The sequence below is a fragment of the Pseudomonas sp. P7758 genome (genome assembly GCF_013386485.1).
In the GTDB taxonomy this organism is placed as follows: domain Bacteria; phylum Pseudomonadota; class Gammaproteobacteria; order Pseudomonadales; family Pseudomonadaceae; genus Aquipseudomonas.
Map to the genome: position 1 here is coordinate 1 of NZ_JACARS010000216.1, position 7,333 is coordinate 7,333.

Sequence of the window (7,333 nt, forward strand, 5' to 3'; positions counted from 1 at the left end):
TACCCAATACAGCTACCGCACCAGCACCATGGCAAAATACCCAAACACCGTGAGCAAAATCCCCGACACCGCATACGCCACCGGAAACCCGATCCACGGCACCGTGCTATCAATTTCCTTGGCCGCCTCCCGCGCCGGCCCCGAGTGACTCCGCGCCCCCGCAACACCGCCCATGAGAATCGCCGGGTTGATCTTGAACACATGAAAACCCACAGCCCAAACAATAAACGGTGGAATCGTACAAGCCACGAACCCAAGCAAAAAGATCTTCAACGCAATGATCGCGCTAATCTGCGAAACCAGGTTAGCCCCCGCATTCACCCCCACAATCGCGACAAAGAATATCAACCCCATGTCCTCGAGAATGTTGCGCGCCGCATTCGGTGTATTGCCGAAAAACCGCACCCGCGACACCAGCGACGAGACGATAATCCCCGACACCAGCAACCCGCCCGCATTGCCCAGCCCCACCGCCGCACCGAACGCCGGCACCTGAATCAGCCCGATCAACAACCCCAGCACCATACCCAGCGACAGCGTCAGCAAATCCGTCGCCGTACTCGCCCGCCCCGCCTTGCCCAGCAACGCCGTGGCCTTGTCGATGGCACTGCGCAAGCCAATCAAGTGCATCACATCCAGGCGCTGCAACCGCGTTTCCAGCCCCACCGGAATCGGCGCTCCACCCCGCTCAATCCCCACCAACTGCACCTGCCCGGCAATCGGCGACTGGCTGAATTCCTTGAGCGCCCTGCCCACGGCATCCTTGTGGGTCACCAGAATCACCGCCTCATCCAGCGGTATATTCAACGCCCGGGCATCCGGTACTTCCGGCCCGATCAGACCCATGTGATCGGTCAGCGCATCCAGGCTGCCGCCCAGGGCGATCACATCGCCGAGTTGCAACACCAGCGTCGGATCAGCCCCCAGCAACTCTTCACCACGCTCGACGTTCTCGATCTGGTACAACTCAAAGCGCTGGCGAAACTGCGCGATGCTCTGCCCCACCAGCTCCGGGTTCACCAGGCGATAGGCCCGCAGGTCAAACGGCCGATACCCACTGAGCCCGGCATCGTCGACGTTCGGCACACCGTGCTCCAGTTCGAATTCCTTGGCCGCCTTGCGCGCATCCACACCCCACCAGCGCGGCAGGTATTTGCAGATCAGGATGATGCCGACCGTGCCCCAGATATAGGTGATGCCGTAAGACAGGGCGATCATCGCGGTGGCCGCCGCCGCAGTGGTGCCCGGTGGCAGCGGCACCACGCCCGAGGTAATCGCCTGTTCGGCGGAGCCAATCGCCGCCGACATGGTTTGCGAACCGGCAAGAATCCCGCCCGCCGCGCCCACCGGCAGGGATAACAGCCGCACGCCGAGCACCACGATACCCAGCCCGAGGAACGAGGACAGGATCGCCAGGAAGGTGAATTTCAGGCCATCACCCTTGAGACTGTTGATGAACGAAGGCCCGACCCGCAGCCCGACGCCGTACATGAACAGGTAATAAAACAGGCTCTTGGTAAAGTTATCGAGTTCGAAATGCACGCCGTAGTAAGACGCCCACGTCGCAATCGCGCAGCCGATCACGATGGCCCCGGCCACCGCGCCCAGGCCATAACCCTTGATGGTGCCGCGCCCGACCCAGACGGACAGGCCAACCACCAGGAACAGCAGGATGTAGGGGTTGTCGTGCAGGAAAGTAAAGAAGGCAGTCACGATGATTCGTACCTGGCGATGCAACGCTAAAGGCACCGGGCCTCGAGGCCCGGTGAGTGTTCAGTGCGTTCAGTCGAGGTTCGGGGTGTCGGCCGGGATGACCGGGTCGGCGATGGCGCCATGGCTGAAGCTGGGGCCCGCGTCGGAATGCTCCACCGGGTTTTTCTGCAGGTGGGCAACGGCCTTGCGCAGGTCTTCCAGCAGCAACGCCACCAGGTCACGGCTCACGCCATGCCGCACCAGGATGCGCTGTACCACGACGTTCTGCCGATCGGACGGCAACGGGTATGACGCGATCTGCCAGCCGCGCATGCGCACGCGCTCCGACAGGTCGTAGAGGCTGAAGCCGTGGTCGACGCCGTCCTTGAGCTTGTAGCAGACCGCCGGCAGCCCATCCTTGCCGTCGTACACCAGTTCCAACGGGGCAAACTTGGTGATTTCCGAGGCCAGCCATTGCGCCGTGTCGGAGCACGCTTGTTGAATCCGCGTGTAGCCGTCGCGCCCCAGCCGCAGGAAGTTGTAGTACTGGGCGATGATTTCACCGCCGGGCCGGCTGAAGTTCAGGGCAAAGGTCGCCATGTTGCCGCCCAGGTAGTCGACGTAGAAGATCAACTCTTCCGGCAAGTCTTCGGTGGAGCGCCAGATAACCCAGCCGACGCCCAGCGGCGCCAGGCCGTACTTGTGGCCGGAAGCGTTGATCGACTTGACGCGCTCGATCACAAAATCCCATTGCAGCTCTTGCTGGATGAACGGGGCGATAAACCCGCCGCTCGCCGCGTCGACATGGATCGGGATATCCAGGCCGAGGTCACGTTGCATCGAGTCCAGCTCGGCCGCCAGGGCTGCGACCGGTTCGTAGATCCCGGTGAAGGTCACGCCCAGGGTCGCGACGACACCGATGGTGTTTTCGTCGCAATATTCCCGCAGGTCGGCCGGGCGCAGGCCCAATGCGTCACCGCGCAACGGCACTTCGCGAATTTCCACATCGAAATAACGGGCGAATTTCTTCCAGCAGATCTGCACCGGGCCGCACACGAAATTCGGTTTGTCGGTGGGCAGCCCCGCCGCTTCCCGGCGTTTCTTCCAGCTCCACTTCAGTGCCAGGCCGCCAAGCATCGCCGCTTCGCTGGAACCGGTGGTGGAGCAACCCACGGTTTGCCACGATTTCGGCGCGTGCCACAGGTCGGCAATGATGTGCACGCAACGGTTTTCGATCTCGGCCGTCTGCGGGTACTCATCCTTGTCGATCATGTTTTTGTCGAGGGCATCGGCCATCAACTGCTGCACTTCGGGCTCGACCCAGGTGGTGCAGAAGGTCGCCAGGTTTTGCCGGGAATTGCCGTCCAGCAGCAGTTCGTCGCGCACCAGGTTGTAGGCGGCCGACGGCGTGGTCGAGTGGTCCGGGAGGCGGTACTTGGGCAGTTTGTGCTGGGCGGAGCCACTCGAATAGACGTCTTCGATGGCTTGGTCCTGGGTCTCTACGGTTCTGTGAAGTGCCATGAAATCCTGCTCTTGAATGAGGGAAATGGCGTAGACGTTGATCGCGACAAATGCCGATCAGGCTGCGTCAGGAAACGAACGATGGAGCGGTGGCGCCGAATATCACACGCACGGCGGCGCAGGAAAGTGACCCAGATCATTAAAGGCGTGGATAAGCAGGCAAACGTGCCGGGGGTGCCTGGCAGTGACCTACTGGCTCAGTGCTTCGTTCAATATCAGGCTGCGATAGTGCCCGGGGTTGGAGCCCGACCACTTGCGAAACGCCTTGTAGAACGAGCTGGCATCGGCAAACCCCAGGCGGGTGGCGATCTCGGCAAAGCTGATGTCGGAATCGGCCAGCCAGACGATCGCCAGCTCCTTGCGCACGCTGTCCTTGAGGCCCTGGTAGGTCTGCCCCTCTTCCGCCAGGCGCCGGCGCAGGGTCGAGGCCGAAATGCACAGGGATGCGGCCAGGCCTTCGGTTTCCGGCCAGGTGTCGGCAGGCATGTGCCGCAGGTCGGTCTTGATGCGGGTGGCAAGGCTGTCCGGGTCGCGGTATTTGACCAGGATGTTGGCGGGCGCATGGGCCAGGAAGCGCTTGAGCTCCTCCGGGCTGCGCTTGATCGGCAGGTCGAGGCAGTCGGCGGAAAAGATCATCCGGGTACGCGGCCGGTCAAAGCGCAGGTTGTCGGAAAACATCACCTGGTAGTCGTCGCAGAAGTCCGGCTGCGGGCAACGCAGTTCAATCGCCAGGATCGGGATCCGGCGCCCCGCCAGCCAGCAGGCGACGCCGTGGACGATCATCCAGTAGGCGAAATAGGTGAAGGCGCGCCTGGGTGCGGGCTCCGGCTCCAACAGTACGATTTCCGCCAGGCTCTGCTGGCGCACCAGTTGCGCCGGCATGCGCTCGAGCATCAGCGACAGGAACCCCAGGCCGGTTTCCAGCGCAGTGGCAAGGCTCGGTTGTGCCATGGAGGCCCGGCAGAGGAACTCCAGGCTGCCGGATTTGAGCTTGCGCGGGTCCATGCCAAAGAATTCATCGTCCATTCGCCGTGCCAGCAAGCGCCATAAGCGTGCGTAAGCGGTTGCCGGGACGCGTGCGGTTGGCTGGCCCAGCAGTGCTGGATCAATCCCGACCTTGGTCAACACTTCATCGGTCGCCGCACCCGGCGCACAGCTCTGCAACAGGGCTTCGCGGACCAGTTGGATGGAAATCGTGTCTTTTTCCGACATGGGGAATGGCGCAATCCGGTGGCTGGGACGATGCCGCGCATTCTAGTGTCGGATGCGGTTTGCCACCACCGTTCAGTCAAGGTTCAGTAAAGGTCAATATTCCCTGTTTAGTAATGAGTATCATTATGTTACAACTTAGCATCCTATCTAGTGACGATTCGGTGCCGAATGCTTGTTCCTTTTTTAATCATGCTGCGCGAAGGCATAGAAGCCGCCTTGATCGTTGGCATTATTGCCAGCTATCTCAAGCAAACTGGCCGTGGCCAGTACATGCCCGCAGTGTGGATCGGCGTATTTCTGGCAGCGGCCCTCGCGCTGCTGGTCGGCGGTGGCCTGGAACTGGTGAGTGCCGAATTCCCGCAGAAACAACAGGAACTGTTCGAAGGCATCGTCGGCCTGGTGGCCGTGGGCATTCTCAGCTCCATGGTGTTCTGGATGCGCAAGGTCGCGCGTTCCATCAAGCATTCCCTGCATGAATCCCTCGATCATGCCCTGGCCGGCTCCAAACACCAGGTCACCGCACTGATTGCCATGGTGTTTTTCGCCGTGGCCCGTGAAGGCCTGGAAACCGTGTTCTTCCTGCTGGCCGTGTTCCAGCAAAGCGAAGGTCCGGGCGCGCCGATTGGCGCCCTGCTCGGCCTGATCCTGGCGATCATCGTCGGCTTCCTGATCTACACCGGCAGCATGCGCCTGAACCTCGGTGCGTTCTTCCGCTGGACCGGCCTGTTCATCCTGGTGGTGGCCGCCGGCATCCTCGCCAACTCGGTACAAGCCCTGCACGAAGCCGGGGTATGGAACCACCTGCAAACCGTACTGTTCGATTTCAGCGCGACGCTGCCGATGGATGGCCCGCTGGGCTCGGTGCTGGCCGGCATGTTCGGCTATCAGGACGCCCCGACCATCAGCACCCTCGGTGCCTACCTGATTTACCTGGTGGTGGCCTTGGTGATGTTCTTCCTGCCGGCGCCGCCGAGCAAGCCGGCTACCCGCACAACCTCTTCCGTTTCCAGCCAGTAAGGACCGCCTCTTGTCCAACCAAACCCCTCAACCGGCTCCGCCCTCCCGCGCCTTGCGCTGGGCGGTGGGCGGCTCGGTGGTCGTGATGATCGCCGCCGGTGGCCTGTTCTACTACGCCTCGCAACTGGCCGCCTCCAAGCGCCAGGCCAACCACAATGAAATCGCCGTCACCATCCACGCCCACAGCTGCGAGCCGAATGCGCTGACGGTACCGGCCGGACGCGCCAGCTTCCGCATCATCAACCGCTCGGACCGTGCCGTGGAATGGGAAATCCTCGACGGCGTGCTGGTGGTCGAAGAGCGCGAGAACATCGCCCCGGGCCTGAGCCAGGTGATCAACGCCAACCTGCTGCCCGGCGACTACCAGATCACCTGCGGCCTGCTGAGCAACCCGCGTGGCACCTTGAAGGTGACACCGACTGCCGAGTCTGACGCCCAAGCCAAGGCCAAGCCGTCGATGGTCGCGTTTATCGGCCCGCTGTCGGAGTTCCGCGTGTACCTGAGCAGCCAGGGTAGCGCCCTGGTCAAGGCCGTTACCGCGCTGGACCAAGCCATCGAAGCCGGCGACCTCGCCCAGGCCCAGGCGCTTTACGTACCGGCCCGCGAGGCTTACCAGCGCCTGGCCCCGGCCTCGCAACGCCTGGCGGAACTGGACAACGCGATCAACGCCCGCGCCGACTACTTTGAAAAGCGCGAGCAGGACCCGGCCTTCAGCGGCTTCCACCGTCTCGAATACGGCCTGTTCCAGCAACGCAATCTCGACGGCCTGGCGCCGATTGCCCAGCGCCTGGTCACCGACGTCACCAGCCTCAAGCAACAGCTGCTGGCCCAGTCGCTGCCGCCGGAGCAACTGGTGAGCATCGTGGTGCGCAACCTCAACAGCCTGGCCGACGTACGTGCCGCCAGCGGTGAGGAAGAACGCTACAGCCATACCGACCTCAACGGCTTCGCCGCCAACCTGGACGCCGCCCGCAAAGTGGTCGACCTGATGCGCCCGCTGCTGACCAAATCTGCCGCGCAATTGCTGCCGGGGATCGACAGCGCGATCAACGCCCTCGATGCCGAACTCAACGGTTTGAAAGTCGATGGCCGCTACGCCTCGTATGACAGCGTTACCGCCGATCAGCGCAAGCAGATCGCCGACAAGGCCAAGGCTCTGGCCGTTGCACTCGATGGAATCGACCCCGCCCTTGGCCTTTCCGGCCTGAAGTGAAGACGACCGTAGACATGAGTGATTCAGAACAATTTTCCGCCCAGCGTCGTCGTGTATTGCTGGGTATGGCCGCCACTGGAGCGGCCATTGCCGGCAGCAGCCTGAGCTGCCCGGCAATGGCTGCCAACGCGGCGGCACAGGTGACCACCGCGCCAAGCAGTGAAAAGACCCAGGACCACCACGATTTCCATGGCAAGCACCAGACCGGCATCGTCACTCCGCGCCCGGCCTGCGGCATGTTGGTGTCATTCGACGTGTTGGCCAGCGACCGCGAGGACCTGGAGCGGCTGTTCCGCACCCTGAACGAGCGCATCGCATTCCTGATGACCGGCGGCACCGTGGTGCAAGTCGACCCGAAACTGCCCCCCACCGACTCCGGCATCCTCGGCCCGGTGGTGACACCGGACAACCTGACCATCACCGTATCGGTGGGCGAGTCGCTGTTCGACGAACGCTTCGGCCTGGCCGCGGCCAAGCCCAAGCGCCTGATCCGCATGGTCGGTTTCCCCAACGATGCACTGGAACCGGCGCAGTGCCACGGCGACCTGAGCCTGCAGTTCAGCTCCAACACCCCGGACACCAATATCCACGCCCTGCGCGATATCGTGAAAAACCTGCCGGACCTGCTGCTGGTGCGCTGGAAGCAGGAAGGCAGCGTGCCGCCCCAGGCCCCTGCCC

Annotated in this window: 6 protein-coding genes; 3 read left to right on the top strand and 3 right to left on the bottom strand. The window is 62.8% G+C overall.

What is annotated here, in order from left to right; all coding sequences use genetic code 11:
• Window positions 1-12: 12 nt before the first annotated feature.
• The 3 genes from HX873_RS30710 to HX873_RS30720 form a co-directional block, all read right to left on the bottom strand.
• Window positions 13-1,713 (bottom strand): transporter, encoded by a 1,701-nt coding sequence (locus HX873_RS30710; RefSeq protein WP_177123722.1) that lies wholly within the window; start codon window positions 1,711-1,713, stop codon window positions 13-15.
• Window positions 1,714-1,782: 69 nt separating this feature from the next.
• On the bottom strand, window positions 1,783-3,213 hold the full coding sequence (locus HX873_RS30715) for a glutamate decarboxylase (protein WP_008436222.1): 1,431 nt from the start codon (window positions 3,211-3,213) through the stop codon (window positions 1,783-1,785).
• Window positions 3,214-3,402: 189 nt separating this feature from the next.
• Window positions 3,403-4,425, bottom strand: coding sequence for an AraC family transcriptional regulator (locus HX873_RS30720; RefSeq protein ID WP_102369145.1), 1,023 nt, complete (start codon window positions 4,423-4,425; stop codon window positions 3,403-3,405).
• A gap of 168 nt (window positions 4,426-4,593) precedes the next feature.
• On the opposite strand from HX873_RS30720, the gene efeU reads away from it, so the two are divergent.
• The 3 genes from efeU to HX873_RS30735 all read left to right on the top strand — a co-directional run.
• Entirely contained in the window at window positions 4,594-5,442 is an 849-nt protein-coding gene (gene efeU, locus HX873_RS30725; RefSeq protein ID WP_003218412.1) for an iron uptake transporter permease EfeU, read from the top strand.
• Between the two features lie 10 nt (window positions 5,443-5,452).
• Complete coding sequence (gene efeO / locus HX873_RS30730; protein WP_102604984.1) at window positions 5,453-6,655, top strand: iron uptake system protein EfeO; 1,203 nt, start codon at window positions 5,453-5,455, stop codon at window positions 6,653-6,655.
• Between the two features lie 14 nt (window positions 6,656-6,669).
• The coding region (locus tag HX873_RS30735) for a Dyp-type peroxidase domain-containing protein (RefSeq protein WP_177123725.1) at window positions 6,670-7,333 on the top strand (664 nt) is incomplete at its 3' end.